The organism is Kitasatospora sp. NPDC034533 (genome assembly GCF_055575155.1).
Genome location: NZ_JBVITE010000018.1, coordinates 16,753 through 43,360, shown reverse-complemented (window position 1 = coordinate 43,360; position 26,608 = coordinate 16,753). Strand labels below are relative to the sequence as shown.

Here is a 26,608-nt window from a genome sequence, read left to right as displayed (position 1 = left end):
CTCCCGATGGTACTGAGCCGCCGGAACGGGCTCAGCGCAGGTAGGCGACCCGCCAGACGGCGAGCGCGCAGGCCACCACCGCGACCAGGGTGTAGAGCGCGATCGCCTTCCAGCCGGCCCGCTGCCCGGAGCCCCGGCGCGGCAGTCCCGGCCACTTGTAGCCGGCGTGCCGGGCGGCCATCGCGCCCCAGCCCATCGAGGCGGCGGTGAGCAGCAGCCCCAGCATCCCGACCATGGTGGCGCGCGCGCCGGCCGAGCCGAAGGCGAGCGGGAAGGCGAACATCAGCGAGCCGAGGGTGCCCACCAGCGCGATCGGCAGCGTCTGCCACCAGCGCAGCCGGCGCCGCGGGCGGATCTCCCGTTCGTGCACCGCGCCGCCGGGCGGGGTGCGGGTGTCCAGGGCGGGTGCCGCGACCGCGTAGGAGGTCGGTGCCTCCAGCCCGGTCAGCACAGGGAGGTCGCCCATCGTCGACTCGTCGAACTCCTCGGTCGAGGCGGTGACGCTCCCGCCCTGGCCGGATTCGGGGCCGGTACCCGTCGACACGCGGCCTCCCCTGACAGTTCGACACGAGCGGACTCGCGGCCGGGCACGGTCGGCCCGTCCGGCCGACCCCTACGGCATCGATGATGGCATGTCCAGAGGGGCGTTCCGGGCCTGACCGGGGTCGACGGGTGATCCGTGGCCATCACGTGATCGGGCCGTGACCGCCGGTTGGTCCTGCACGGTCGCCTGCGCGCGCAGGTGCACCGCCGGAATGGCCGAAAGCCGTGCTAGGCGGCCGGAACTCCCTGACGTCCGATCAGTTCCAGGGACCGTTCCAGCAGCTCGACCGGGTCGGTTCCGGCCGGTCGGGAGAGCCAGTGGATCCGGTCGTCGCGGCGGAACCAGGACTCCTGACGGCGGGCGAAGCGCTTGGTGGCCCGTACGGTCTCGGCCCGGGCCTCGTCCTCGGTGCACTCGCCGGCGAAGTGGTCGAGCACCTGCTGGTAGCCGAGCGCCCGGGAGGCCGTCCGCCCCTCCCGCAGCCCGGCCTCCTCCAGCGCCCGCACCTCGTCCAGCAGACCGGCCTCCCACATCCGGTCGACCCGCAGCGTGATCCGCTCGTCCAGTTCGGGGCGCGGCACGGCGACGCCGAGCTGCACCGCGTCGTACACGGCGGTGTTGCTCGGCAGGTTGGCGGTGAAGGGCTGCCCGGTGATCTCGATGACCTCCAGGGCGCGGACGATCCGCCGCCCGTTGCTGGTCAGGATCGCCTCGGCGGCGACCGGGTCCAGCTCCGCCAGCCGCCGGTGCAGCGCGTACGGGCCGGCCTGCTCCAGTTCGGCCTCCAGCCGGGCCCGCACCGCCGGGTCGGTGCCCGGGAACTCCATCTCGTCGATCGCCGCCCGGACGTACAGCCCGGAGCCGCCGACCAGGACGGGCGTGCGCCCGGCGGCGAGCAGCCTGTCGATCTCGGCGCGGGCCAGCCGCTGGTACTCGGCGACGCTGGCGGCCTCGGTGACGTCCCAGACGTCCAGCAGGTGGTGCGGCACCCCGCCGCGCTCGGCCATGGTGAGCTTCGCGGTGCCGATGTCCATGCCCCGGTACAGCTGCATCGAGTCGGTGTTGATCACCTCGCCGTCGAGGCTGCGGGCGATGGCGACGGCCAGGTCGGACTTGCCGGCGGCGGTCGCGCCGACGACGCAGACCACTCGGGAGGGGGCGACACGCGGGGTGCTGGAGCTGCTCACCGCTCCAGTCTCGCAAAACCGCCCGCGCGCCGGTGACCGGGCTGCCGCTCGCCCGGGACTGCGCGAGGATATGACTGTCCCCGGGACTGTTTCCGGCCGTTTCCCCAGTTGAGCCCGCTTTGCGAACGCTTTGCCGGGCGCGGACGTTGGGCAGGAGACGGGGATGGACGGACGACAGGGAAGGGTGAGACCGCCATGGGTCTGATGGACAACCTCAAGGGCAAGGCCGAGGAGCTCAAGGACAAGGCCAGCGAGTTCGCCGGCAAGCACAGCGACCAGATCGAGAAGGCCGTGGACAAGGCCGGCGACGCGATCGACAAGGCCACCAAGGGCAAGTACAGCGACAAGATCGAGCAGGGCACCGGCAAGGCCAAGGGCGCCGTCGGCGACTTCGCCCACAAGCCGAAGCCGGAGGACGGGGGCCCGGAGGGCCAGGGGCCGCAGGCCTGAGGCCCGGCCGCGGGCTCAGCTCCAGGACGCCACGAAGTACCCGACCCCGTACGGCGCGTCCTGGTAGCCCAGCCGCCCGGTGAGGCCGGCGCCCCGCGCGGCGCCGGCCAGCACCTGCCAGGGCGCCCGGCCGTCGGCCTTGAGCTCGGCGGCGAGCACCGGGTCCAGGGCGGCCAGCGCGGGCAGGTCGGCCGCGCCGAGGGCGGCGGCCAGCGCGGCGTCGAAGTCCTCGGCCCGCTCGTCCAGGTAGCCCGGCGCCTTCACCGAGCGGCAGGCGCTGCCGTCCCCGACCACCAGCAGGGCGACCCGGTCGGCGAGGCCGGCCAGGCCCTGGCCGAGGCCGAGCATCCGGTCGGTCGGGGCGTCGGCGGGCACCGCGCAGGCGTGCGTCGGCAGGGTCACCCCGGCACGCTCCAGCAGCCAGGCGCCGACGGTCAGCGAGGGTGCCAGCTCCGGCCCCTCGACCCGGTCGCCGGGCAGCTTGGCGACCAGCGGCACCCCGTAGCGGTGGAAGGAGCCGGCCCCGCCCTCGGTCCACACCTCGGCCGCCGGCCCGGTGCCGACCACCACGACCAGCTGCGGTCCGGCCGCGACCAGCGCCGCCAGCGCCTCGTCGCAGGCGGCCCGCAAGCCGTCCAGCTCGGCCGCCGCCCCCGCGGCGACCTCGGGGACGAGCAGCGGCGGACAGGGGCACACGGCGGCGGCTACCAGCATGTGGATCACTCTAGCCAAAACGCGCGGCGGCCCGGCCGGAGCCGGGGTGCTCCCGCCGGGCCGCCGTCACGGCACGCGTGTCAGTCGCCGCAGCAGGCCCCGCCCGCCGGCGCGGCGAGCGGCAACTCGGCCGGGGCGCCGATCTTCGGCAGGCCGAGCATGACGCCGGCCGGCTCGGCGGCGGGCTTCGCCTGGCGCTTCTCCCAGGCGTCGCCGGCCCGGGTGCGGCGCACCGAGAGCGCCGGGCCCTCGGCGAGCAGGTGGTGCGGGGCGGCGTAGGTGATCTCGACGGTCACCATGTCGCCCGGGCGCACCGGTTCCTCGGGCTTGGTGAAGTGGACCAGGCGGTTGTCGGGGGCGCGCCCGGACAGCCGCTGGGTCCGGTCGTCCTTCTTGCCCTCGCCCTCGGCGACCAGGATCTCCAGGGTGCGGCCGACCTGCTTCTTGTTCTCGTCCCAGGAGATCTCCTCCTGGAGGGCGATCAGCCGGTCGTAGCGGGCCTGCACGACCTCCTTCGGCACCTGGTCCGCCATCTCCGCGGCCGGGGTGCCGGGGCGCTTGGAGTACTGGAAGGTGAAGGCGTTGGTGAAGCGGGCCTCGCGGACGACGTGCATCGTCTCCTCGAAGTCCTCCTCCGTCTCGCCGGGGAAGCCCACGATGATGTCGGTGGAGATGGCCGCGTCCGGCATCGCCTCGCGGACCTTCCGGATGATCCCGAGGAAACGCTCCTGCCGGTAGGAGCGGCGCATCGCCTTGAGCACCCGGTCCGAGCCGGACTGCAGCGGCATGTGGAGCTGGTGCATCACGTTCGGGGTCTCGGCCATCGCCGCGATCACGTCGTCGGTGAAGTCGCGCGGGTGCGGCGAGGTGAAGCGGATCCGCTCCAGGCCCTCGATCCGGCCGGCGGAGCGCAGCAGCTTGGAGAAGGCCTCGCGGTCGCCGAGGTCGGAGCCGTAGGCGTTGACGTTCTGGCCGAGCAGGGTCACCTCGATGACGCCCTCGTCGACCAGCGCCTCGATCTCGGCGAGGACGTCGCCGGGGCGGCGGTCCTCCTCCTTGCCGCGCAGCGCCGGGACGATGCAGAAGGTGCAGGTGTTGTTGCAGCCGACCGAGATGGCGACCCAGGCCGCGTACGCGGACTCGCGGCGGGTCGGCAGGGTGGAGGGGAAGGTCTCCAGCGACTCCAGGATCTCGACCTGGGCCTTGCGCTCGACGGCGGCCCGCTCCAGCAGCGCCGGCAGGTGGCCGATGTTGTGGGTGCCGAAGACCACGTCGACCCAGGGGGCGCGCTTGACGATGGTCTCGCGGTCCTTCTGCGCCAGGCAGCCGCCGACGGCGATCTGCATGCCCTGGTGACGGGACTTGACCGGCGCGAGCTGGCCGAGGTTGCCGTACAGCTTGTTGTCGGCGTTCTCGCGCACCGCGCAGGTGTTGAACACCACCAGGTCCGGGTCGCCCTCGGGCCCGGCCTTGACGTAGCCCGCGTCCTCCAGCAGCCCGGACAGCCGCTCGGAGTCGTGGACGTTCATCTGACAGCCGTGCGTGACGACCCTGTAGCTCTTCAATCCGCTCTCACCGCTCACCAGACCAGGGTACGGGCAGCCGCGAAGCGCTTTTCCCGGAGCTTCCCCCGACTTCACCGTCGCTTCCCCGGCCTCCGTCGGTGCTTCCGGGCCCGGCCGCCCCTCCCGTTCGGCCGGAGCGCCTGGCAGTATCCCCTCATGACCCCCACCACCCCGTCCCGTCTCGGCGCCGCCGTCCGCACCGCGGCCCGCAGCCCGCTGTGGCGGACGGTGCTGGTGCTCGTGCTGCTGGTCGCCGGGCTGGGCGGCTGGTGGCTGTCGGCCGGCCGCTCGCCCGGGTACCCGCGCGGCGAGGTCCGCTTCGCCACCGGGGTGCAGCGCGGCGTCTACGACCGGTACGGGCAGCTGCTCCAGGCCCACGTCTCCCGGACGATGCCGGGGGTGCGGCTGGCCCTCGACAACTCGGAGGGCTCGGTGGACAACGTCAACCGGGTGCTCGCCGGCCAGGACACCTTCGCGATAGCCACCGCCGACGCGGTCGCCGACTACCAGGGCCCGGGCAAGGACAGGCTGCGGGCGATCGCCCGGCTGTACGACGACTACCTGCAACTGGTCGTCCCGGCCTCCTCCCCGGTGCGCCGCACCGCCGACCTCAGGGGCCTGCGGGTCGGCGTCGGCCTGCCGCAGTCCGGGGTGAACCTGGTGACCAAGCGGCTGCTGGCCGCGGCCGGGCTGGACCCGGACCACGACATCGTGCCGGTCTCCGCCGGCATCGGCGACGCCGCCGACCAACTGCGCGAGCACAGGCTGGACGCCTTCTTCTGGTCCGGCGGCCTGCCCACCAGCGCGCTCACCGACCTCTCCGAGCACGTCCCGATGCGGATCGTGCCGCTGAGCGACCTCGCCGAGGCCCTGCACAAGGCCGAGGGCGGCGGCACCGACGCCTACCGGGCGGCCACCATCCCCAAGGGCACCTATCCGGCCGCCGAGCCCAAGGACGCCGTCGCCACGGTGGCCGTGCCCAACCTGCTGATCACCCGGGACGACGCCGACCCGGGCCTGGTCGAGGGCATGACCCGCGCGGTGATCGACAGCCGGGACCAGATCGGTGCCCAGGTGCACGCCGCCCAGCTGGTCGACCTGCGCACCGCCGTCTACACCGATCCGCTCCCGCTGCACACCGGCGCGGCGCGCTACTACCGCTCGGTGAAGCCCTAGCCGTTCCGACCCGTCAGCTCTCCGGCCGCGGCACCGCCAGGGTCACCGCGAGTCCGGTCGGCTTGACCGGCGCGAAGCCGAGCGAGCCGCCGCCGGCGGCCAGCAGGGTGCGGGCGATGGACAGCCCGAGCCCCGAGCCGTCCACGTTCTGGTGCCGCGCGCTGCGCCAGAACCGGTCCCCGGCCCGGGACAGCTCGTCCTCGGTCAGCCCGGGACCGGCGTCGGAGACGGTCACCGAGACCTCGTCCCGGCGCACCGCGACCCGCAGCCGCACCTCGCTGCCGGCCGGGCCGAACTTGAGGGCGTTGTCCAGCACGGCGTCCAGCGCCGAGCCGAAACCGATCGGGTCGGCCATCCCGACCGCCAGCGCCGGGCCGTCCCAGCGCAGCCGGATCCCGCGCTGCTCGGCCACCGGCCGCCAGGCGTCCACCCGGGCCAGGGTGAGCTGGGCGAGGTCGGTGCGCTGCGGTTCGGGGCGGGCGTGCTCGGCGGTGGCCAGTCCGAGCAGGTCGTCCAGCACCCGGGCCAGCCGGACGCCCTCCTCCCGCACTCCGCTGAGCTCCTCCTCGTGGCCCTCGGGCAGTTCCAGGCCGAGCACCTCGACCCGCAGCAGCAGGGCCGACAGCGGGTTGCGCAGCTGGTGCGAGGCGTCCGCGACGAAGGCCTTCTGCTGGTCCATGGCGAGCACCACGTGGTCCGCCATCTCGTTGAACGAGCGGGCCAGCCGCTGGAGCTCGGGCGGTCCGCCGCCGGGGGCGACCCGGGCGGTCATCTGGCCGGTGGCGATGTCGTGGGTGGCCCGGTCCAGCGTGCGCACCGGGCGCAGCACCCATTCGGTGAGCCGGACGGCGAGCAGGACGGCGACGATCATCGCGGCGGCCTCGCCCGCGCCGATCACCAGCCACTTGTGCAGCACCCGGGTGCGCAGCGCCCCGGTCGGGGACTCGCTCAGCACCACCGCGACCACGTCTCCGTCGCGCACCACCGGGGCGGCGACGGTGATCGTCCGGTCCGGTGTCCACGGCCAGACCTGCGGCGGGTTGTGGCTGCGCCGTCCGTCCAGCGCCTCCTGGAAGGCCTGGGCGCCCCAGCCCTCGTCGGGCACCCGCCAGTCCTTGGGGGCGGCGGCGATCGGCAGGCCGTCGCGCTGGAAGATGGCCAGCCGCACGCCGTACAGGTCGTGGTAGCGGCGGACCTCGGCGTCGATCGCGTGCCGGCGGCCGGGGTCGCCGGGGGCCGGGTCCGGGTCGCCCTTGCGCGCCGAGTCGGCGGCGCCGGAGGTGGGAAGGTCCTGGGCGAAGCGGGCCGCGTCGTCGAGCCGGTCGACGACCACCCGGCTCTGCTCGGCCGCCGCGACCGCCGCCGCGAGCGGCAGCCCCAGGGCGGCCAGGACGCAGAGCATGAGGGCGATCAGGATGCCGAGCAGGCGGGTGCGCACGTGCGGTCAGCGCTCCGCGGGGGCGGAGGGGGCCTCGTCGGCCGCGGGGAAGTCCGGGATCAGCCGGTAGCCGACGCCGCGCACGGCCTCGACCAGGCCGGGCAGTGCCAGCTTGTTGCGCAGCGAGCCGATGTGCACCTCCAGGGTGCGCCCGTTGCCCTCCCAGCCGCTGCGCCAGACCTCGCTGAAGATCTGCTCGCGCCGGTAGACCACGCCGGGGCTCTGGGCGAGCAGCGCGAGCAGGTCGAACTCCTTGCGGGTGAGCGGCACGTCGCGGCCGTCCACGCTGACCCGGCGGCGCTCCCGGTCGATCCGGATGCCGCGGGACTCCAGCGGGCCGCGCTGCTGGGGCACGGTGTCGGACGCGAGGGCGGGCGCCGCGGCGGGGGCGGCGCCGCGGCGGGCCACGGCGTGGATGCGGGCGAGCAGTTCACCCATGTCGTACGGCTTGGTGACGTAGTCGTCGGCGCCCAGGTTGAGGCCGTGGATCCGGGAGCGGACGTCGGCGCGGGCGGTGACCATGATCACCGGTACGCCGCTGCCGGCCCTGATCCGGCTGCACACCTCGAAGCCGTCGCGGTCGGGCAGCCCGAGGTCGAGCAGCACCACGCGGTACGGCTCGTGGCCGTCCGGCACGAGGGCGTCCAGCGCCTCGTGCCCGCTGCGGGCGTGCCGGACCTGGAAGCCGTGCCGGCCCAGCACCGCGACCAGCGCGGCGGCCACGCGTTCGTCGTCCTCGACGAGCAGCAGTCGCATCCTGTTCTCCTCCTTCCCCCACGTGATCACCGGTGATCACCCGACCGATCGGTCAGGTGCCGGTCCTGCGCAGTATGGGCCAGCGAACGGCCCGGCGCCAGGCTCGACCGCGCTCCGGACCCGTGGGGGACGGGGAAGACCGGAGCGGTTTCCGCTGTGACATGCCCCGTGGGCGCCGGCGCGAACGGGGCGTGGGCGCCGTGTGGCCGTTTCGTGATCCTCAAGTTCCGCTCAGATCGGCTGACGGCGAACCGTCAGGGCTCCTATGGTCGGCCCACCGGGGGCTGCGGCTCCGCCGGCCGCGGCCCCCGGATTCGTACCACCGTTGCCTCCCAAGGAAGTTGGGACTTCCCGGGCGGCACCATTCGACGACAGAGGGAGCAGGCGCGATGACCGAGAGCCCCGTCGAGGACTCCACCCCCGCAGCCGCCCCGCTGGTCGTGCTGAGCAACGTCAACAAGCACTACGGCGCGCTGCACGTGCTGCAGGACATCGACCTCGAAATCGCCGAGGGCGAGGTGGTCGTGCTGATCGGCCCGTCCGGTTCGGGCAAATCCACGCTCTGCCGGACCATCAACCGACTGGAGACGATCGACTCCGGCACGATCACGATCGACGGTCGGCCGCTGCCCGCCGAGGGCAAGGAGCTGGCCCAGCTGCGCGCCGAGGTCGGCATGGTGTTCCAGAGCTTCAACCTGTTCGCGCACAAGACCGTGCTGGAGAACGTGGTCATCGGCCAGGTGAAGGTGCGCAAGGTGCCCCGCCCGCAGGCCGAGAGGACCGCCCGGGAGCTGCTGAAGCGGGTCGGCGTCGGCGCGCAGGCGGACAAGTACCCGGCCCAGCTCTCCGGCGGCCAGCAGCAGCGGGTGGCGATCGCCCGGGCGCTGGCGATGAAGCCCAAGGTGATGCTCTTCGACGAGCCCACCTCGGCGCTGGACCCGGAGATGGTCAACGAGGTGCTGGAGGTCATGCGCCAGCTGGCCGCCGACGGCATGACGATGGTCGTGGTCACCCACGAGATGGGCTTCGCCCGCTCCGCCGCCAACCGCGTGCTGTTCATGGCCGACGGCAGGATCGTCGAGCAGAACACCCCGGAAGCCTTCTTCACCGCGCCGCGCTCCGACCGCGCCAAGGACTTCCTCTCGAAGATCCTCCACCACTGACGCTTCGAGACCGGCGGGGCCACCACCGGCAACGGCGCCGCCCGGCCCCGCCCGCGCACGACTCCCAGACTCCAGAGCCCGGTTGACGCCGGGGCCCACCCCCAGGAGAACACCCGCCATGAGGACTTCCCGCACCCTCGCCATCGCTCTCTGTGCCGTCGCGCTCACCGCCACCGCCGCCTGCGGCAAGGACGGCAAGCCCGGCGCCACCGCCGCGAGCGGCGGCGCCTCCGCCCCGGCGCTGCCGAGCTACGCGGTCAAGACCGACGTCAAGATCGACTCCGCCGTCCTCGCCGAGGCCAAGAAGCGCGGCCAGCTGATCATCGGCGCCAAGGCCGACCAGCCGAACCTCGGCTGGGAGGACGTCGCCAGCGGCGACCGCAGCGGCTTCGACATCGAGATCGCCAAGATGATCGCCGCCGACCTCGGCTTCACCCCGCAGCAGATCAAGTGGCAGACCCTGGTCTCCTCGCAGCGCGAGCCGGCCATCGCCAAGGGCCAGATCGACTTCTACGTCGGCACCTACAGCATCAACGACGAGCGCAAGAAGTCCGTCTCCTTCGCCGGCCCGTACTACATCGCCGGCCAGGACCTCCTGGTGAAGGCCGACAACACCTCGATCACCGGCCCGGAGAGCACCAGCGGCAAGAACGTCTGCACCGCCACCGGCTCGACCTCGATCAAGAACATCCAGCAGTACAACCCGAAGATCACGCAGTTCGACACCTACTCGGCCTGCGTCGAGAAGCTGCTGTCCGGCGAGGTCGACGCGGTCACCACCGACGACGCGATCCTCAAGGGCTACGCCTCCAAGTACGCCCCCAAGCTCAAGGTCGTCGGCAAGCCGTTCACCAAGGAGAACTACGGCGTCGGCCTCAACAAGGACGACAAGGCGCTGCGGGACGCGATCAGCGACGCCCTCAAGGCCCACGAGGACAACGGCGACTGGAAGAAGGCGTACGACGCGACCCTGGGCGCCTCGGGCTCGGCTGCGCCGGAGGTCCCGGCCCTCGACCGCTACTGATCCGCCCGCCGCACGTCGACTTCCCGACCATGAATTGAGAGGAGGGCCGCCGGATGGGGTTCCTGTTCGAGGACGACAACTTCGCGTTGTTCCGCGACGGCTTCCTACAGACGATCGAGGTGAGCGCGCTCAGCGCCCTGCTCGCCCTGCTGCTGGGCACCCTGCTGGCGGCCTTCCGGGTCTCCCCGGTGCCGGTGCTGCGCGCCTTCGGCACCGGCTGGGTGACGCTCTTCCGCAACACCCCGCTGACCCTGCTGTTCTTCGCCGTCACCTTCGGACTGCCGCCGCTGGGCGTGCACTTCAGCCACCTGGTGTTCGCGGTGCTGGCGCTCGGCGGGTACACCGCCTCGTTCGTCTGCGAGGTGATCCGCTCCGGCGTCAACACCGTGCCGCTCGGCCAGGCGGAGGCCGCCCGCAGCCTCGGCATGACCTTCGGTCAGACCCTCACCCTGGTCGTCCTGCCGCAGGCCGGCCGGGCCGTCCTGGGCCCGATGAGCAGCGTGTTCATCGCCCTGCCGAGGAACTCGGCGATCGCCGGCGCGTTCAGCGTCACCGAGCTGTACAGCGCCCAGCAGACCTTCTCCGAGCGCGGCTACTCGATCTTCGCCATCTTCTTCTGGGTGGCCTGCGCCTACCTGCTGATCAGCGCGACGATCGCCACCTTCTTCCGCTTCCTGGAAACCCGACTGGCGGTGGCCCGATGAACGAGAGCGGCGAGCGAACGATCGAACGGCGCGGGCGGGCGAACGCCCGGGCCGAGCACGGCGAGGTGAGCGCATGAGCCTGTTCCAGCGCCAGGCCACGGCCAGCGTCCTCTACGACGCCCCCGGCCCCAGGGCCCGTGCCCGGTACCGCGCCTTCGGTGTCCTGTCCGTCCTCGCGATCATCGGCCTCCTCTGGTACGTCTTCAGCGCGCTGAACGACAACGGCCAGTTCGACCCGGGCCTCTGGGACGCCTTCCAGTACACCTTCGTCCAGCAGCAGATCGTGGACGGGCTGCTGTCCACCCTGAAGGCCTTCGGGCTGGCCGCCCTGTTCTCGCTCACCCTGGGCGCCCTGCTGGCGGCCGGCCAGCTCTCCGACCACCGGCCGGTCCGCTGGGCCTGCACGGGCTTCACCCAGTTCTTCCGGGCGATGCCGCTGCTGATCCTGATCGTCGGCCTCTACTACGCCTTCTTCGCCCAGCAGCCGATGTGGGCGCTGGTGCTCGGCCTCACCCTCTACAACGGGGCTGTCCAGGCCGAGATCATCCGCGGCGGCGTCAACGCCGTCCCGCGCGGCCAGGCCGAGGCGGCGTACGGGCTGGGCATGCGCAAGTCCCAGGTGCTGACCTCGATCCTGGTGCCGCAGGCCGTCCGCTCGATGCTGCCCACGATGATCGGCCAACTGGTCGTCACCCTCAAGGACACCTCGCTCGGCTTCATCATCACGTACCACGAGCTGCTGTTCATCGGGAAGGCGATCGCCAGCCAGCCGATCAACGCCGCGGGCTTCCCCTACATCCCGGTGGTGCTGGTGATCGGCCCGCTCTACATCGCGATGTGCCTGCTGCTGACCGCGCTCGCACGCTGGATCGAAGCACGTGGCCGCCGCGGCGCGAACCGGCGCACTTCGGCTTCTGCTTGACGGGCACGCAGGTGAACTGTTGCATTGCTCTTCGTGACACCTCCCGGGAGCATCCACACGGCATATGCGGCAGCCGTAACTGACGCCGGACGATCGGCCGGTTCGTGCCCGGAGGTTCCCTCATGGACCCGGTGATCGTGGTCGGGGCCGGACCGGTCGGCCTGGCCCTGGCCCTCGCCCTGGCCCGGCACGAGGTGCCGACCGTCGTGCTGGACGAGGGCTCCGGGCTCTGTCCCGAGGGCCCGCGCAGCCTCGTCCTCGGCGCCGACACCGCGGCCTTCCTGACCCGGATCGGCTACCCGCGGGCCGTCTCGGACTCCGCCCTGTGGGACTCCTTCGCCATCTGGCGGCGCCGCCAGGAGGTGCTGCGGATCGACCTCACCGACTCGCCCACCTTCCACCTGCCGCAGCACCGCCTCCAGCGCGGGCTGCGCGACGCCCTGACCGGCTCCCCGCTGATCAGGCTGGTCCCGCTCAACCGGGTGGTCGAGCTCGAACAGGACCGGGACGGCGTCAGCGTCCGCACCACCGGCACCCAGGACGGCTCCACCACCTGGTGGCGCGGCAGCCACCTGGTGGGCTGCGACGGCGCGAGATCCACCGTCCGCAAGCTCCTGAAGATCCGTTTCCCCGGCCGCCCCGCGGTCGACCGCAACGCCATCGCCACCGTCCGGGTCGACCTGCCCTTCGACGGCGCCCGGCTGCACCGCGAACCCCCGTGGCGGGGCGACCGCGAGGCCTCCGCCCGTCCGCTGCCGGACGGCGTCTGGCGGCTGGACTGGCGGCTGCCCCCCGGCCGCCCCGCCCCCACCGAGCCGGTCGACCCGCACGCCACCTGGCCCGGCATCGTCACCGGCGACACCCTGCTCACCCGGGTCACCTCCACCCTCACCGGCTGGTGCGGCGAACTGCCCCGCTTCGAGCTGCTGGCCGCCGCCGACCACACCGCCCAGCAGCGCCTCGCCGCCCGCTTCCGGGTCGGCCGCTGCTTCCTGGCCGGCGACGCCGCCCACCTGCACGGCGCGCTCGGCATGCAGAACCTCCCGGACGGGCTGCGCGACGCCGACAACCTGGCCTGGCGGCTCGCCCTCGCCTGGCACCTCCACTCCGGGGGCCCCCAGCCCGGCGGCTCGCTGCTGGACGGCTACGAGGCCGAGCGGCGCGGGGCCGTCGGCGCCCGGCTGCGCGCGGTCGACCAGTCCATGCCGCTGCTGCGCCCGCTGCGCGGCTGGCAGCAGACCCGGCGCTCGCTGCTGGTCGGCGGCTTCCGCAAGCACGCCCCGCTGCTCGCCGACGGCCAGCTCGGCACCGGCCGCTTCGGCGGCGCACCCGCCTACCCGACGGTGCCCGCCACCGCCCCGGGCCGGGTCCCGGTGCAGCGCGGCTCGCGCGGCACCACCTCGCTCAGCGAGCTGCTGCCCGCGACCGCCCCCGGCGTGCTCGTCCCGGACCTTCCGGTACTCGCCGACGACGGCACCCCCGACCACCTGCACGCCCGGCTCGGCGCCACCTTCCTGTTGCTGCTGGTCGCCCCCGGCACCGCCGTGTGGTCCTCCGAGCACTGGCTCGGCGCCGGTCTGATGCCCCGCCTCGCCGAGGTCGCCGCCGCCCTGCCCGTCCCGGCCGAGGTCCTGGTCACCGAGGACTACCCGGGCGCCGGACCGCACACCGTCCTGCTGATCCGCCCGGACGGCCACCTGGTCGGCGTCACCCAGGGCGCCGTGGCCGAGGAGCTGCTCGCGCTCGCCGACCTGGCCCGCGGCGGCCCGGCCACCCTCGACCCGGCCCCCGGCCCGGCCGGCCGGCCCTCGCCTGCACCCGCGCCCGCGCCCGCGCCCGGACGGATGGACTCACCCCGCCGGGGTGCTTCCTAGGACGCTTCGAAGGTCAGGGGCCGAGGGCCGATCAGCCGGCCACCGCCGTGGCACGGCTCTCCCGGACCGCCGTCGCCCGGATCTGCCCCGGGTACGTCAGCTCGGTGGAGGCCGGCGGGCGACCTCACGGGCGATCAGCTCCGCTCCGAGGTGGTCCACCGCGTCCGGCCGGACCCTCACCCGGACCTCGCGTCCCGCCCGCTGCGCGTACACCTCGGCCACCCCGTCGTGCGGGCGCGCCGATCTCCTCCAGCCGCGCCGGCCGCCGGACGTACGGCTCCGGCGACTCCTTGCGCGCGCCCGGCCGAGCGCCCGAGCAGCCGTCGGCGGCCTGGTCAGCCCGGCCGTCACGGTGCGGGGTCGACCTCCGCCCTGGCCTCGCGCTCGACCTCCCCGCGCCATCTCCCAGCGGGCCGACTCCTCGGCCTCCCACCGGAGTTCGGCGCGGCCTGCTCGGCGCAGAGCCCGGCGGCCCGCTCCAGCACCCTCACCCGGCGGGCCGGCGGCGCCTCGGCCTCGCTCCGGAGCCGACCCAACTCGGCCGCACAAGCGGCGAGTTCGTCCTGCCGGCGGCGCAGCCTGCGCAGTTCATCGGCCACGGCCTCCTCGGGGCGGGCGAGTTCGGAGCGCTGTCGGGTGGCCCGCTCCCCGGCCCACCGGCGGGTCCGCGCGACCTCGGCCGAGGCGCATCGCCGGGCCGTCCGCAGCCGCCTGATGACCAGCCCGGCGAGCACCAGCGACAGCGGTCCGGCCGATCCGGCCGCCGGCAGACCGCCCGGTCCGGAGCCCGCCGAAGTCCCCATGGCCGTCCCACTCCCCCGTCGCCGCACGGACCGCCGTGCGGCAGGCGCCCCGGGCGCTGAAGGCGAGGCTGGGTAGCGGTCGCGAAACGGCCCGAGTCGACCTGTCGCGCTCGGAGAAGCCCGCGGAACTGCCGCTACTCCCCACCCCGCGGTTCACTCGACTCCTCCTCCAGCGCCGTGCGCACCACCCGGAACGCCAGCCCCTCGGAGTAGCCGCGCCGGGCGAGCATCCCGACCAGCCGCCGGGTGCGCACCTGCGCGTCCAGCCCCCGGGTGGACCGCAGCTTGCGCTCGACCAGCGCCCGGGCCGCGTCCGTCTCGTCGTCGTGGTCGAGCTGGGCGACGGCCTGCTCGACCAGGTCGGCGGCGACCCCCTTGGTGCGCAGCTCCTGGGCCAGCGCCCGCCGGGACAGCCCCCGGACGGCGTGCCGGGACTCCACCCAGGCCGAGGCGAAGGCCGCGTCGTCGATCAGCCCGACCTCCTCCAGCCGGGTGAGCACCTCGTCGGCGACGTCGTCCGGGATCTCCCGCTTGCGCAGGGCGTCGGCGAGCTGCTTGCGGGTCTTGGCGGCACCGGTCAGCAGCCGCAGGCAGATGTCCCGGGCGCGGGTCTCCGGATCGGCCGACTCCTCGGCCTGCCGCCGGGAGGGACGGCCGGCGCCCTCCTCCTGCGGCGCTTCCCCGGCGGACCGCCCGCTCCGAGCCGAGCCGCGACGCGCGCCGCGGCGGGAGGCCGAGGCGACCGCACCCCCGTGACCGGTCGCCTCGTCCGTCTCCCCGCCCCAGCCGACCTCCACGGCCGTCGGCGTCGAGCCGAGCCGGGCCGCCGTGGTCTCCGTGACCTGCTCGGCCGGCTCGGACCACTGTTCGACCTGTTCGGCCCGCTCAGCCGCCAGGGCCGAGCGCCGCCGACGGCGGCCGGTGGGCAGCTCGGAGGCGGAGACCAGGCCGAGCGCCTCGACCGAGGCCTCCGCCGGCTCCGTCCCGGGCGCCGCGCCGCGCACCGCCCGGGCCGGAGCCCGGTCGAACTCCGGCTCGGAGCCGGATGTCCACTTCCTGGCGGACGGACCGCCGCGCCGCCCGCCGCGTGAGCGCGAACCGGCTCGGAACCTCCCGGCCGAGGGCTCCGGCTCGGGGTCTGGCTCTTCCGCGACCGCGGCGAACCAGTCCGGCGGCCCGTAGTCGTCGTCCTCCGGGCCCTGCGGGCCGCCGCCCACCGTGTCGTACTGCGTCAACGGCTCAGGCCTTGGCAGCCGCCGTCTTCTTCGCCGCGGCCGTCTTGGTGGCGGCGGCGGTGATCGGCTTGGCGGCGCCGTCGGCGGCGGCCTCCGCGGCGCCCTCGGCCGGCTCCTCCGGCTTGGGGCCGATGCCGAGCTTGCCCTTGATCTTCCGCTCGATCTCGTCGGCGAGCTGCGGGTTGTCCCTCAGGAAGTTGCGGGCGTTCTCCTTGCCCTGGCCGAGCTGGTCGCCCTCGTAGGTGTACCAGGCGCCCGACTTGCGGATGAAGCCGTGCTCCACGCCCATGTCGATCAGGCCGCCCTCGCGGCTGATGCCGACGCCGTACAGGATGTCGAACTCGGCCTGCTTGAACGGCGCGGCGACCTTGTTCTTGACCACCTTGACGCGGGTGCGGTTGCCGACCGCCTCGGTGCCGTCCTTCAGCGTCTCGATCCGGCGGATGTCGAGGCGGACCGAGGCGTAGAACTTCAGCGCCCGGCCACCGGTCGTCGTCTCCGGCGAACCGAACATCACGCCGATCTTCTCGCGCAGCTGGTTGATGAAGATCGCGGTGGTGTTCGACTGGTTCAGCGCACCGGCGATCTTGCGCAGCGCCTGGCTCATCAGCCGGGCCTGGAGACCGACGTGCGAGTCGCCCATCTCGCCCTCGATCTCGGCGCGCGGGACGAGCGCCGCGACCGAGTCGATGATCACCAGGTCGATCGCGCCGGAGCGGATCAGCATGTCGGTGATCTCCAGCGCCTGCTCACCGGTGTCCGGCTGGCTGACCAGCAGGGCGTCGGTGTCCACGCCGAGCTTCTTGGCGTACTCCGGGTCGAGCGCGTGCTCCGCGTCGACGAACGCGACCGTGCCGCCGGCCTTCTGGGCGTTGGCGGCCAGGTGCAGCGTCAGGGTCGTCTTGCCGGAGGACTCGGGGCCGTAGATCTCGATCACCCGGCCGCGCGGGATGCCGCCGACCCCGAGGGCGACGTCCAGGGCGGTGGACCCGGTGGAGATCACCTCGACCGGCTCGTTGGCCTTCTCGCCGAGGCGCATCACCGAGCCCTTGCCGAACTGCCGCTCGATCTGGGCGAGAGCGGTCTCCAGGGCCTTCTCGCGGTCCGTACCTGCCATGGCTTTTTCCCTCGGGTTCTGTGCTGTGCGCTTCATCGTCCTCGACGCTAGCGCGTCCCACTGACAAACGAGACCGACCGGCCTCGGCCTGTGGAAAACTCCTCGCCGGAGAGTACAAAGAACATCTGTTCGATTCAAGCGTCGCACGTCCGGCCGCGCCGCCCCGCGGACACCCCGGGGCGGCGCCCCGGATCATCCCCCGTCCCCGCCCACCATCCGGCGCAGCCGCCGGGCCGCCTTCCGTCGCAGCTCCCGCCGGGCCCGCCGCTGCTCGCCCCGGTCGATCCGGGGATCGGTGGCCACCTCGTACCGCCGCACGTACGTCCCCACGAAGCCCTGGAGCGTCGCCGCCGCCGGGATCGCGATCAGCGCGCCCACCGCCCCGAGCAGCGCCGCCCCGGCGATCACCGAGCCGAACGCCACCGCCGGGTGCACGTCCACCGTCCGCGCGGTGATCCGCGGCTGGAGCAGGTAGTTCTCGATCTGCTGGTAGACCACCACGAAGCCCAGCACCCACAGCGCGTCCACCGGATCCACCGTCAGCGCCACCAGCACCGGCAGTGCCCCGGCCAGGTACGTCCCGACGGTCGGCACGAACTGCGACACGACGCCCACCCAGACCGCCATCGCCGCCGCGTACGGCAGGTCCAGCAGCGCGAACATCACCCAGTGCGCGGCGGACGACACCACCGCGAGCAGCGCCCGGGAGTACAGGTAGCCGCCGGTCTTGGCGAGCGCGATCTCCCAGGCCCGCAGCACCTCGGCTTGCTTGGCCGGCGGCAGCATCGAACAGACCGTCCGGCGCACCCGCGGGCCCTCGGCGGTGAAGTAGAAGGTGAACAGCCCGACCGTGAAGGCCTGGAACAGCCCGCCGATCAGGGTCGAGGAGACGCCCCAGACGTTGTCGGCCGCCTGCCGGACGTAGCTCTCGATGGCGCCGGAGTCCTTGAGCAATCGATTCTGCAACTCGCCCAGCGAGAGGTCCTGGTGGAAGGTCCGGTTGATCCACCCGATCAGGCTGTCGACCAGGTGCGGCAGGTCCCCGGCGATCTTCGCCACCTGGTCGACCAGCAGCGTGCCGAGCGCGGTGACGAAGCCCACCACGGCGACCCCGACCGCCACGAACACCAGGAAGGTGCCGATCCCCCGCCGCACCCCGCGCGCCGCCATCCGGTCGACGGCGGGCTCCAGCGCCAGCGAGAGGAAGAAGGACACCAGCAGCATCACGAAGAGGTCGATCAGCTGCCGGAAGGCCCAGTCCGCGAGCTGGAACACCCCGACCAGCACCAGGAACAGCACCATCGCCCGCGGCAGCCAGGGCGGCATGCCGCCCCACGGGCTCCCGCCCGCCCGTCCACCGGGCTCCCCGCCGGTGCCGTCGGCCTCCGGCACCGCCCTGTCCGCATTCGTCCGTTCTGCGCTGCTTGTCACCAGAACAGTCTGTCCCATGCCGCCCGGAGGCCGGCAGTCAGCGCAGCACGCCGGTGATCCCCTGGGTGTCGCACACCACGCGCCAGACGTCCTTGGCCTCCCAGCCCGCCTCCAGCGCCTGCCGCACCGTCCGCCCGCCCAGCTCGCTCATCACGTGGTCGGTCGCGAACGACTCCGCGTACGCCTCGCCGAAGTGCGCGTACATCCGTCGCCAGAACTCCGTCAGCCTCATGCCCCCAAGTATTCCGGGCCCGGGAGCGCCGCGGCCACTCCCGTCACGCCCGCCCCGGCGCCGCCGGCCGATCCCCGCCCCGGCGCCCCCGGACTTCGTCACCGGGGCAGCGCCAGCAGCCCCGCCCCGAAGTACTGCCGCTCCCCGCACGCGCGCGGCCCGGGAGAGCACCCGGCCGCCGCCGTCGCCGCCAGCAGGGCCGCCAGCCCGTCCGACCCCAGCTCTGGGTGCAGCGCCGCCGCCACCGCCACCGCCCCGGTCACGTGCGCGGCCGCCATCGAGGTCCCCGCCAGCGCCGCGTACTGCCCCTCCGGCCAGTCGGAGACGATCGCCCCCTGCGGCCCGCCGTCCGGGACGCCCCCGGGCGCCGCCAGCGAGACCCGTCCGCGCCCGTAGTTGGAGTAGCCGACCGGGCGCCCGTCCCGGCCCACCGCGGTGACGGTCACCACCCCGGGCAGCTCGCCGGGCAGGCGCACGCACTCGGTGCCCAGGTAGCGGGTGCGGGCCGGCCCCGAGATCCGGTCGTTGGGGCTGCGGTCGTCGGTCCGCGGGGCGCCGAGGTCCTGCCCGTCGTTGCCCGCCGAGGCCACCACCACCGCACCCCTGCGCCGGGCGTAGTCGGTGGCCCGGCCGACGGCGGCGATCAGCGCGGCCTGGTCCGGGTCCTCGGGGCAGTTGTACTTCCACGGGTCGGCGAAGTAGCTGTTGTTGACCGCCTTCGCACCGTGGTCGGCGGCCCAGAGCAGACCGCAGACGATGTTCTCCGCGTAGTACTGCCCGAGCGGCCCCAGCAGCCGGACGGCGGCGATCCGCACGCCCGGCGCGACCCCGGTGACGCCGTGGCCGTCCCGCGCGGCGCCGACGATCCCGGCGACGTGGGTGCCGTGCCCGCTCTCGCCCACCCCGGGGACGGGCCGCCAGGCGCCGGTACGGGCGTCGGGCCGGCCGTCGGCACAGGAGGCGGAGGCCTTCGGGTCGACGGCGGCGCGCAGGTCCGGGTGGGTGTCGTCGACGCCGGAGTCCAGCACCGCGACCAGCACCCGGCGCAGGGCCTCGGCCCCCGGCCCGGCGGCGGCGTCACCGGCCCGGGCGGCGGCGTCACCGAGCATCGCGAGGTTCCAGGCCCCGCCCTCCCCCGGATCCGGCACCGTCGTGGTCCCGTCGTCCGCCCGGTCACCGGCCCTCCCCCGGCCGGCCCGACCACCGCCCGCCGCGTCCCCGCCCCACCGGGCGCCCGCCGTGAAGTCCCCCGCACCCGCCACCTCCCGTGGCGGCGCGACCACCGGCGCCGTCCTGGTCGCCCCGGCGGCGGCGATCCCGGGCCGGGCCCGCACCCGCTCGGCGAACGAACCGGTCGCGTACACCAGCGCCGCCCCGATCTGCGGGTACTCCTGGACCACCTGCCCGCCCGCCGCCCGGCTCGCGGTCCCCGCCAGAGCCGCCCCGGCCGCGTCCTCCCCCTCGGCCAGCACCAGGTAGCTGAGGTAGGCCCGCCCGGGCCCGGACACGTACGGAACGGCGCCGCCCGCCACCAGCGCCGTGAGCGCCATCCCGAGCAGGACCCGGGCGGGCCCGCGGAACCGGCGGCGCCGGGCGGGCCTGCCCGACGGGTGCTCCTGCGCCATCGCTCGGTCTCCGCTCGCCGGTCCGGTCGGTCACGGGTGGCCGCCGACCCCGGTGGATCGGCGGCTCCCGGTGGATCAAGCCCCGGTTCCTCACGATATGAGCGGAATGTCGATCCTGCCCCCCGGCTTGCACCCCTCCCCGTCACCCGCTCCGCCCGCCGGTCCCGCTTGTCAGTCCCACCCGGCACCATGGGGGCATGGCGCCCGAGCACCCCACCCCGCCCGCCGACGACCCCCTGGCCGGCTTCGCCCCGGCCACCCGGGCCTGGTTCACCGGTGCCTTCGCCTCCCCCACCACCGCCCAGGCCGAGGCCTGGCGCGCCATCCGGCAGGACACGGACGTCCTGGTGGTCGCCCCCACCGGCTCCGGCAAGACGCTGGCCGCCTTCCTCTCCGCCCTCGACCGGCTCAGCAGCACCCCGCCCCCGGCCGAGCCCAAACGCCGCTGCCGGGTCCTCTACGTCTCACCGCTCAAGGCCCTCGCGGTGGACGTCGAACGGAACCTGCGCGCCCCGCTGGCCGGCCTGCGCCAGGCCGCCGTCCGGCTCGGCCTGCCGGAGCCGGAGGTCCAGGTCGCCATCCGCTCCGGCGACACCCCGGCCGCCGACCGCCGCCGCTTCGCCACCCACCCGCCGGACATCCTGATCACCACCCCCGAATCGCTGTTCCTGCTGCTCACCTCCGCCTCCCGGGAGGCCCTGCGCGGCGTGGACACGGTGATCCTGGACGAGGTGCACGCCGTCGCCGGCACCAAGCGCGGCGCCCACCTCGCCCTCAGCCTGGAACGGCTGGACGAACTGCTGGACCGCCCGGCCCGCCGGATCGGCCTGTCCGCGACGGTCCGCCCGGTCGAGGAGGTGGCGCGCTTCCTCAGCCCCCGGCGCGGCGCCGCCGTCGTCCAGCCCACCGCGGCCAAGGACTTCGACCTCTCGGTGGTCGTCCCCGTCCCCGACCTGGACGACCTGCCCGCCGCCCCGGCCGCCGGAGGCGCCGCCGGCACCGATCCGCAGCGGCTGGGGGCACCTCCCGGCCGCCAGGCCGGGGGCGCCTCGATCTGGCCGCACGTCGAGGAGCGCATCGTCGACCTGGTCGAGGCGCACCGCTCGACCATCGTCTTCGCCAACTCCCGCCGCCTGGCCGAACGGCTGTGCAACCGGCTGAACGAGATCGCCCACGAGCGCGCCACCGGCACCGCGATCCCCGAGGCCCACGCCCCGGCCCAGCTGATGGGCGGCTCGGGCGCGGCCAAGGGCGCGCCACCGGTCATCGCCCGGGCCCACCACGGCTCCGTCTCCAAGGAGCAACGCTCGCTCGTCGAGGAGGAGTTGAAGGCCGGCCGGCTGCCCGCCGTGGTCGCCACCTCCAGCCTGGAGCTGGGCATCGACATGGGCGCCGTCGACCTGGTCGTCCAGGTCGAGTCCCCGCCCTCGGTCGCCTCCGGGCTGCAGCGGGTCGGCCGGGCCGGCCACCAGGTCGGTGCCGTCTCCACCGGCGTCTTCTTCCCCAAGTACCGCGGGGACCTCGTGCAGTCCGCCGTGGTCACCGAACGGATGCGGACCGGCCGGATCGAGGCGCTGCGCATCCCGCGCAACCCGCTGGACGTGCTCGCCCAGCAGCTGGTCGCGATGACGGCCCTGGACTCCTGGCCGGTGGACGAACTGCTCGCCGTGGTCCGCCGCGCCGCCCCCTTCGCCACCCTCCCGCAGTCCGCCTTCGACGCGGTGCTCGACATGCTGGCCGGCCGCTACCCCTCGGACGCCTTCGCCGAGTTGCGCCCCCGCCTGGTGTGGGACCGGGTGGCCGGCACGGTGACCGGCCGCCCCGGCGCCCAGCGCCTGGCCGTCACCTCCGGCGGCACCATCCCCGACCGCGGCCTGTTCGGCGTCTTCATCGCCGGAGCGGAGCCGACGAAAGGCGGCGGGCAACAGGAGGGGCAGCTCGCGGCGCTCCCCAAGAAGGGTGGCGGCGGCCGGCGGGTGGGCGAGCTCGACGAGGAGATGGTCTACGAGTCCCGCGTCGGCGACGTGTTCACCCTCGGCACCACCTCCTGGCGGATCGAGGAGATCACCCACGACAAGGTGCTGGTCACCCCTGCCCCCGGCATCCCCGGCCGGCTCCCCTTCTGGAAGGGCGACACCCTCGGCCGTCCGCTCGAACTCGGCCGCGCCCTCGGCGCGTTCACCCGCGAGCTGAGCGCCCTCCAGCCCGCGGAGGCCACCCAGCGGCTCAAACGGGCTGGCCTGGACGACTGGGCCGCCGCCAACCTGCTCGACTACCTCGCCGAACAGCGCGCCGCCTGCGGCCACCTCCCGGACGACCGCACCATCGTGGTCGAGCGCTTCCGGGACGAGCTCGGCGACTGGCGGATCGTCATCCACTCCCCCTTCGGCGCCCAGGTGCACGCCCCCTGGGCACTCGCCCTCGGCGCCCGGCTGCGCGAGAAGCACGGCCTGGACCCGCAGGTCATGCACGCCGACGACGGCATCGTGCTCCGCCTGCCCGACGCCGACCTGCTCGCCCTCGACTTCGACTTCAGCGGCCCTGCGGAGCAGCGGAGTCCGGACGAGGCCCCGGTCGGCGCCGACGCCGCCCTGTTCGACCCCGGCGAGATCGAGCAGCTGGTCACCGACCAGGTCGGCGGATCCGCCCTGTTCGCCTCCCGCTTCCGCGAGTGCGCCGGCCGCGCCCTGCTGCTTCCCCGCCGCAACCCCGGCCGTCGCACCCCGCTCTGGCAGCAGCGCCAGCGCGCCGCCCAACTGCTCGAAGTCGCCTCCGAGTACGGCTCGTTCCCGATCGTCCTGGAGGCCGTCCGGGAGTGCCTCCAGGACGTCTTCGACGTCCCCGGCCTGGTCGAGCTGATGGGCGATCTGGAGTCCCGCGCCGTCCGCCTGGTCGAGGTCACCACCCCCGAGCCCTCGCCCTTCGCCCGTTCCCTGCTGTTCGGCTACGTCGCCCAGTTCCTCTACGAAGGGGACTCCCCGCTCGCCGAGCGCCGCGCCGCCGCCCTCGCGCTCGACTCCCGGCTGCTGTCCGAACTCCTCGGCCAGGCCGAGCTGAGCGAGCTGCTCGACCCCCGGGTGCTCACCGAGCTGGAGGCCGAACTCCAGCGCCTCACCCCCGAGCGCCGGATCAAGGACGCCGAGGGCGTCGCCGACGCCCTGCGCCTGCTCGGCCCGCTGACCGAGGCCGAGTTGACGCTCCGCGGCGCCGAGCCGCTCTGGGCCCTGGAGCTGGAGGCCGCCCGCCGGGTGATCCAGGTCCGGATCGCCGGCGAGCAGCGCTGGGCCGCGATCGAGGACGCCGGACGGCTGCGCGACGCGCTCGGCACCCCGCTGCCGGTCGGCGTCCCGGAGGCCTTCACCGAGCCGGTCAAGGACCCGCTGGGCGACCTGATCGCCCGCCACGCCCGCACCCACGGCCCGTTCACCGCCGCCGAGGCCGCCGCCCGCCACGGCCTCGGCACCGCCGTGGTCACCGGCACCCTGCACCGGCTGACCGCCGCCGGCCGCCTGGTCCAGGGCCAGTTCAGGCCCGCCGGGAGCCCCACCGACCCCGAGCGGCACGCCGCCCCCGAGTGGTGCGACGCCGAGGTGCTCCGCCGGCTGCGCCGCCGCTCGCTGGCCGCCCTGCGCCAGGAGGTCGAGCCCGTCCCGCCGCGCGCCCTGGCCGCCTTCCTGCCGCAGTGGCAGCACCTGGCCGGCCACAGGCTGCGCGGCCCGGACGGCCTGCTCCGGGTGGTCGAGCAGCTCCAGGGCACCGCCCTGCCCGCCTCGGCGCTGGAGAAGCTGATCCTCCCGGCCAGGCTCGCCGACTACTCCCCCGGTCTGCTGGACGAGTTGACGGCGGCCGGCGAGATCGGCTGGTGCGGCGCCGGAGCGCTGCCCGGCAAGGACGGCTGGCTCAGCCTGCACCTCGCCGAGAACGCCCACCTGCTGCGGCCCGATCCCGTCCCGCCCGCACTCACCCCGGTGCACAGCGCCCTGATGTCCGCGCTGGCCGGCGGCTACGGCCTGTTCTTCCGCCAGCTCGTCCAGCAGCTCCCCGAGGAGACGCCGGAACCGGAGGTCGTCGAGGCGCTCTGGGACCTGGTCTGGGCCGGTTACGTCACCAACGACACCCTCGCCCCGCTGCGCGCCCTGCTCGGCTCCGGCAGGACGGCCGGAGCCACCGCCCACCGAGCGCCCCGGTCCACCCCGCGCGGCCGCTACGGCGGTGCCGGGCGTCCCTTCGGCCGGGTGGGCGGCGCGCTGCGCAGCGGTCCGGCGACGGTGGCCGGGCGCTGGTCACTGCTGCCCGCCTTCGCCGCCGACCCGACGGTCCGGGCCACGGCCCAGGCGCAGAGCCTGCTGGACCGGCACGGCCTGCTCACCCGGGGCACGGTGTCGGCCGAACGGGTGCCCGGCGGCTTCGCCGGGGTGTACCGGGTGCTCGCCGCGATGGAGGAGCGCGGCCGGGCCCGCCGGGGCTACTTCGTCGAGGGCCTGGGCGGCGCCCAGTTCGCCATGGAGGGCGCGGCCGACCGGCTGCGCTCGGTGCACGGCCGGCTGGAGCGGTCCCGGGCGGCCGAGTGGCCGGCCGCCCCGACCGGCGAGCCGCCGCAGGCCCTGGTGCTGGCCGCCGCCGACCCGGCCAACGCCTACGGCGCCGCCCTGCCCTGGCCCGAGCCGCCCGCCGCCCCCGGCGGCAAGGAGTCGACCGCCCACCGCCCTGGCCGCAAGGCGGGCGCCCTGGTGGTGCTGGTGGACGGCGAGCTGGCGCTGTACGTCGAGCGCGGCGGCAAGTCCCTGCTGGCCTGGCCGGAGGACGAGGGCACCCGGGCGCTGGCGGCGGGGGCGCTCGCCGCCGCCGTCCGGGAGGGAGCGCTCGGCAGCGTCACGGTCGAACGCGCCAACGGCGAGCCCGCTCTCGGCTCGGCCCTCGGCCGGGGCCTGGAGGAGGCCGGTTTCCACGCCACCCCGCGCGGCCTTCGGCTGCGCCCGTGAGCCGGACGCGCCGCCCGAGCGCGCCGGAGGCCGACGAGAGCGCCGACGGCGTACGGAAATACCGGAGGCGTACGGGAACACCGGAGGCCACGAGAACGCCGAAGGCCGCGGAGTCCAGGACCCCGCGGCCTCCTGCCCCGTCGAATCACCCGATCGGCGGCGGCTGCGCCTCCACCGGCCCCGCCGGTCCCTCGCGTCGGCGCCGGACCGGTCCGGTCGCCGTCCAGTCGGCGTGGACCGGAATGAGGCCGAGCCCCCAGCCGCCGGCCGCGAGCAGCCCCAGCGCGGCACCGTCGGCCAGCTGGCCCCGGACCACCAGGAGCCACCAGGCGAGCCCGGCCGCCGAGGCCGCCAGCGCCCACCGCACCGGACGCCGCGCCCGGAGGAACAGCCGTGCCCGGGCCGGTATTCGGGCCATCGGGCGCGTCTGCGCGTCTGTCGGCACGACCGCCCTCCCTTCGCTCGCCCCGGGCAGGGGCGCCCGGGAGTCGAGGCCGGGATCAGGCGGCGACCACGTCCATCGCGGCGGCCTTGGGCGACATGTTCGCCCGGTCGGTGCCGGGGGCGGGCAGCGGAACCGGTTCGAGTACCGGCCTCAGCAGATCACCTTCGGAGAGGGTGGCCATCGCCGCAAGTTCGGCGAGCGACAGTTCGTCGCTGACCTCGCGCATGACCTCGGACATCCGGACGTCGAGTGCGTCGCAGATGGCGGAGAGCAGCTCCGACGAGGCCTCCTTCTGTCCCCGCTCGACCTCGGAGAGGTACCCGAGCGAAACCCTGGCGGCCGCCGACACCTCGCGGAGTGTGCGGCCCTGGCGCTGGCGCTGCCGACGCAGCACATCGCCCAGTAGGCGACGGAGCAGGATCATCGGTGCCTCCCTCCTCGGACTGCGGATCGAGATGTCACGACCCCACCGTACCGCCTTGCCCGCTTCGCGTGCGGGGACCCCGGTCGTGTTCACTCTGGGCTGCAAGGCCGCCCCCCTCCTGTTTCCGGTGTCCTACCCGGGTTCGCGGGCCCCTCGTGGTACCCGATGCGGCCCACCCGGCCACCGTCACGCAACTCGTTCGCCACCTGGTTTCTGCCCCACCAGGGTGTTGGATGTAACACGATCCTCCAGCTGTCCCATGCCCGCGCACCGGATCGACGGATCCGGATCCCTCCCGGCGGGCCCCTAGCGCCCGATCCGACCGATCAGCAGCTCCAGCGCGGCGGTCACCGCCCCGTGACGGATTGTGGCACGACCGCCGGACAGCAGGGGCGAACTGACCAGAGTTCCCCCCGGGCCCGCGACCGCCAGGTGGACCGTGCCCACCGGCTGCCCGCCCTGCGGGTCCGGCCCGGCCACCCCGGTCGTCGCCAGTCCGTACGTGGCTCCCAGCAGCGCGCGCACGCCCTCGGCCATCTGCCCGGCCACCACCGGGTGGACCGGTCCGTACACGTCCAGCAGGCCCTCGTCCACCCCGAGCACCGAGGCCTTCAGCTCGGTCGCGTACGCGGTGACCGAGCCCCGGAAGGTCGCCGACGCCCCGGGGACGTCCACCAGCGCGGCGGCCAGCAGCCCGCCGGTCAGCGACTCCGCGACGGCCAGCGTGCCGCCCTCGGCGCGCAGCTCGGCGTGCGCCCGCTCGGCCAGTTCGTGGTCCCGCTCCGCCACCCTGCTCC

Annotated in this window: 23 protein-coding genes; 8 read left to right on the top strand and 15 right to left on the bottom strand. The window is 74.5% G+C overall.

Annotated features, from left to right (window positions below; all coding sequences use genetic code 11):
* Positions 1-31: 31 nt before the first annotated feature.
* Positions 32-544, bottom strand: a complete 513-nt coding sequence (locus ACZ55U_RS15795; protein WP_465526585.1) for a hypothetical protein — start codon at positions 542-544, stop codon at positions 32-34.
* A 227-nt stretch (positions 545-771) separates the two neighbouring features.
* Positions 772-1,731 (bottom strand): tRNA (adenosine(37)-N6)-dimethylallyltransferase MiaA, encoded by a 960-nt coding sequence (miaA, locus tag ACZ55U_RS15790; RefSeq protein WP_465526583.1) that lies wholly within the window; start codon positions 1,729-1,731, stop codon positions 772-774.
* A gap of 195 nt (positions 1,732-1,926) precedes the next feature.
* Between miaA and ACZ55U_RS15785 the strand changes: the two genes are divergently transcribed.
* On the top strand, positions 1,927-2,181 hold the full coding sequence (locus ACZ55U_RS15785) for an antitoxin (RefSeq protein WP_465526581.1): 255 nt from the start codon (positions 1,927-1,929) through the stop codon (positions 2,179-2,181).
* A 15-nt stretch (positions 2,182-2,196) separates the two neighbouring features.
* Here the strand turns inward: ACZ55U_RS15785 and ACZ55U_RS15780 are convergent, their stop codons facing one another.
* Complete coding sequence (locus ACZ55U_RS15780) at positions 2,197-2,895, bottom strand: class III extradiol ring-cleavage dioxygenase family protein (RefSeq protein ID WP_465526579.1); 699 nt, start codon at positions 2,893-2,895, stop codon at positions 2,197-2,199.
* Between the two features lie 80 nt (positions 2,896-2,975).
* Positions 2,976-4,460 carry a tRNA (N6-isopentenyl adenosine(37)-C2)-methylthiotransferase MiaB gene (miaB, locus tag ACZ55U_RS15775; protein WP_465526701.1) on the bottom strand — a complete coding sequence of 495 codons (1,485 nt, stop codon included), beginning with the start codon at positions 4,458-4,460 and terminating at the stop codon, positions 2,976-2,978.
* Between the two features lie 156 nt (positions 4,461-4,616).
* Here miaB and ACZ55U_RS15770 point away from each other — a divergent pair, with 156 nt between their 5' ends.
* Positions 4,617-5,636, top strand: a complete 1,020-nt coding sequence (locus ACZ55U_RS15770; RefSeq protein ID WP_465526577.1) for a TAXI family TRAP transporter solute-binding subunit — start codon at positions 4,617-4,619, stop codon at positions 5,634-5,636.
* A 13-nt stretch (positions 5,637-5,649) separates the two neighbouring features.
* Here the strand turns inward: ACZ55U_RS15770 and ACZ55U_RS15765 are convergent, their stop codons facing one another.
* A complete protein-coding gene (locus ACZ55U_RS15765; protein WP_465526575.1) occupies positions 5,650-7,074 on the bottom strand; it encodes a sensor histidine kinase in 1,425 nt (474 codons plus the stop codon).
* 6 nt (positions 7,075-7,080) lie between these two features.
* On the bottom strand, positions 7,081-7,830 hold the full coding sequence (locus ACZ55U_RS15760; RefSeq protein WP_465526573.1) for a response regulator transcription factor: 750 nt from the start codon (positions 7,828-7,830) through the stop codon (positions 7,081-7,083).
* A 389-nt stretch (positions 7,831-8,219) separates the two neighbouring features.
* Between ACZ55U_RS15760 and ACZ55U_RS15755 the strand changes: the two genes are divergently transcribed.
* From ACZ55U_RS15755 to ACZ55U_RS15735, 5 genes are all read left to right on the top strand, one after another.
* Positions 8,220-8,993, top strand: a complete 774-nt coding sequence (locus tag ACZ55U_RS15755) for an amino acid ABC transporter ATP-binding protein (protein ID WP_465526571.1) — start codon at positions 8,220-8,222, stop codon at positions 8,991-8,993.
* 118 nt (positions 8,994-9,111) lie between these two features.
* Positions 9,112-10,017, top strand: a complete 906-nt coding sequence (locus ACZ55U_RS15750; protein ID WP_465526569.1) for a glutamate ABC transporter substrate-binding protein — start codon at positions 9,112-9,114, stop codon at positions 10,015-10,017.
* 53 nt (positions 10,018-10,070) lie between these two features.
* The gene (locus tag ACZ55U_RS15745) at positions 10,071-10,721 is read left to right on the top strand and encodes an amino acid ABC transporter permease (RefSeq protein ID WP_465526567.1); all 651 of its coding nucleotides are present in this window, start codon (positions 10,071-10,073) and stop codon (positions 10,719-10,721) included.
* Positions 10,722-10,794: 73 nt separating this feature from the next.
* On the top strand, positions 10,795-11,643 hold the full coding sequence (locus tag ACZ55U_RS15740; RefSeq protein ID WP_465526565.1) for an amino acid ABC transporter permease: 849 nt from the start codon (positions 10,795-10,797) through the stop codon (positions 11,641-11,643).
* A 122-nt stretch (positions 11,644-11,765) separates the two neighbouring features.
* Positions 11,766-13,517, top strand: coding sequence for an FAD-dependent monooxygenase (locus ACZ55U_RS15735; RefSeq protein ID WP_465526563.1), 1,752 nt, complete (start codon positions 11,766-11,768; stop codon positions 13,515-13,517).
* Between the two features lie 347 nt (positions 13,518-13,864).
* Here the strand turns inward: ACZ55U_RS15735 and ACZ55U_RS15730 are convergent, their stop codons facing one another.
* The 6 genes from ACZ55U_RS15730 to ACZ55U_RS15705 form a co-directional block, all read right to left on the bottom strand.
* Positions 13,865-14,320 (bottom strand): hypothetical protein, encoded by a 456-nt coding sequence (locus tag ACZ55U_RS15730; RefSeq protein ID WP_465526561.1) that lies wholly within the window; start codon positions 14,318-14,320, stop codon positions 13,865-13,867.
* 134 nt (positions 14,321-14,454) lie between these two features.
* A complete protein-coding gene (locus ACZ55U_RS15725; protein ID WP_465526559.1) occupies positions 14,455-15,555 on the bottom strand; it encodes a regulatory protein RecX in 1,101 nt (366 codons plus the stop codon).
* A 4-nt stretch (positions 15,556-15,559) separates the two neighbouring features.
* Positions 15,560-16,672 carry a recombinase RecA gene (recA, locus tag ACZ55U_RS15720; protein WP_465526557.1) on the bottom strand — a complete coding sequence of 371 codons (1,113 nt, stop codon included), beginning with the start codon at positions 16,670-16,672 and terminating at the stop codon, positions 15,560-15,562.
* A gap of 192 nt (positions 16,673-16,864) precedes the next feature.
* Positions 16,865-18,103 (bottom strand): AI-2E family transporter, encoded by a 1,239-nt coding sequence (locus ACZ55U_RS15715; protein WP_465526555.1) that lies wholly within the window; start codon positions 18,101-18,103, stop codon positions 16,865-16,867.
* A 37-nt stretch (positions 18,104-18,140) separates the two neighbouring features.
* The gene (locus tag ACZ55U_RS15710) at positions 18,141-18,335 is read right to left on the bottom strand and encodes a DUF3046 domain-containing protein (protein WP_465526553.1); all 195 of its coding nucleotides are present in this window, start codon (positions 18,333-18,335) and stop codon (positions 18,141-18,143) included.
* Between the two features lie 98 nt (positions 18,336-18,433).
* Positions 18,434-19,960: a S8 family serine peptidase gene (locus ACZ55U_RS15705; protein WP_465526551.1), complete on the bottom strand. Its 1,527-nt coding sequence runs from the start codon at positions 19,958-19,960 to the stop codon at positions 18,434-18,436.
* Positions 19,961-20,157: 197 nt separating this feature from the next.
* Between ACZ55U_RS15705 and ACZ55U_RS15700 the strand changes: the two genes are divergently transcribed.
* Entirely contained in the window at positions 20,158-24,942 is a 4,785-nt protein-coding gene (locus ACZ55U_RS15700) for an ATP-dependent helicase (RefSeq protein ID WP_465526549.1), read from the top strand.
* A 145-nt stretch (positions 24,943-25,087) separates the two neighbouring features.
* Here the strand turns inward: ACZ55U_RS15700 and ACZ55U_RS15695 are convergent, their stop codons facing one another.
* The 3 genes from ACZ55U_RS15695 to ACZ55U_RS15685 all read right to left on the bottom strand — a co-directional run bounded on the left by ACZ55U_RS15695 (position 25,088) and on the right by ACZ55U_RS15685 (position 26,600).
* The gene (locus ACZ55U_RS15695; protein WP_465526547.1) at positions 25,088-25,387 is read right to left on the bottom strand and encodes a hypothetical protein; all 300 of its coding nucleotides are present in this window, start codon (positions 25,385-25,387) and stop codon (positions 25,088-25,090) included.
* Positions 25,388-25,442: 55 nt separating this feature from the next.
* Positions 25,443-25,811, bottom strand: a complete 369-nt coding sequence (locus ACZ55U_RS15690; RefSeq protein WP_049660741.1) for a helix-turn-helix domain-containing protein — start codon at positions 25,809-25,811, stop codon at positions 25,443-25,445.
* A gap of 306 nt (positions 25,812-26,117) precedes the next feature.
* Positions 26,118-26,600 carry a CinA family protein gene (locus ACZ55U_RS15685; RefSeq protein WP_465526545.1) on the bottom strand — a complete coding sequence of 161 codons (483 nt, stop codon included), beginning with the start codon at positions 26,598-26,600 and terminating at the stop codon, positions 26,118-26,120.
* Positions 26,601-26,608: the final 8 nt, after the last annotated feature.